We start from the raw sequence: 1003 nt of genomic DNA on the forward strand, positions 1-1003 counted from the left end.
ATCCGGCGCATCGCATTGTTCGCAACCGTTACGTTGCTTGTGGTCGCGACGCTTACGTTCTGCAGTGTGCATGCGTTGGATATTCGGGGGAAAACGAACGGTGCGGGCGTCGCGTCATCATCCGCGCAATCGCGGAATTCCACAGCGGATGGCGATGCGAAAACAAGGAAATCACGCGGCCAACGATCCTCAAATGGTACAAGCGCGAACGCCCGGAAAGCAGCGAAGGGCCAATCCGGACAAAAACAGGACACTGAGCAGAAGACCGGACGGAACACCGCGGTGGAGGAGGCGTTGGACGCGCAATCCGCCTCATTGAGTGATGAGGAAAAGGCCAAGATCCTCAGCAATGCGGAACAAGTGGCACAGAACAGCGGGCACGACGTGGTCCGATACCGGTACTGCGTCACCACAAAAGGCAATGTCGGCGATGCCGAGGAATTCGCGAACGCCGCCTACCGTATCCTCAACGATGCAAAAGGCTGGCCACGCGCCGGCGCGGTGTTCGAACAATCCACCGATCAGAACACATGCGACTTCAACCTGGTGCTTTCGGAGGCGCAATACATGAAATCGTTCTCGTCCGGCTGCTCGGAGGAATACAGCTGCAGGGTGGGCCAGGACGTGATCATCAACGACAATCGGTGGACCTCCGGCACGGAGTCATGGCTGTCGGCGGGCGGCGATCTGGCACGGTACCGGGTGATGGTGATCAACCATGAGGTCGGCCATCGACTCGGACACAAGGACAATGAGACGACATGCGCCGGAGCGGGCCAGGCCGCGCCCCTGATGCAGGAGCAGTCCATGCATCTCGACGGCTGCTCGGTGAACGAATATCCGCTCGATTCGGAACTGTGGATTCAGTAGCGCCGTGCTCGCGGTGTTTGCGGTGGCGTGTGGTGGCTTGGACATACTGTTGCGATGGCGGTGATCCGCGTCTCGCCGCCACTTGTGGTGCCCCGATTTGCCGTTCGGACCTACCATATTCGGAGCCGCCGCG

General features: G+C 59.9%; 2 protein-coding genes. Both read left to right on the forward strand.

Going from position 1 to position 1003, the window contains the following annotated elements:
* A partial coding sequence (locus B3C64_RS07830) for a hypothetical protein (RefSeq protein ID WP_291534918.1) occupies positions 1–257 on the forward strand: 257 nt, incomplete at its 5' end.
* A gap of 58 nt (positions 258–315) precedes the next feature.
* Positions 316–870 carry a DUF3152 domain-containing protein gene (locus B3C64_RS07835; protein ID WP_291534919.1) on the forward strand — a complete coding sequence of 185 codons (555 nt, stop codon included), beginning with the start codon at positions 316–318 and terminating at the stop codon, positions 868–870.
* Positions 871–1003 lie beyond the last annotated feature (133 nt).

The sequence above is a fragment of the Bifidobacterium sp. UBA6881 genome, assembly GCA_002451435.1.
GTDB lineage: Bacteria > Actinomycetota > Actinomycetes > Actinomycetales > Bifidobacteriaceae > Bifidobacterium.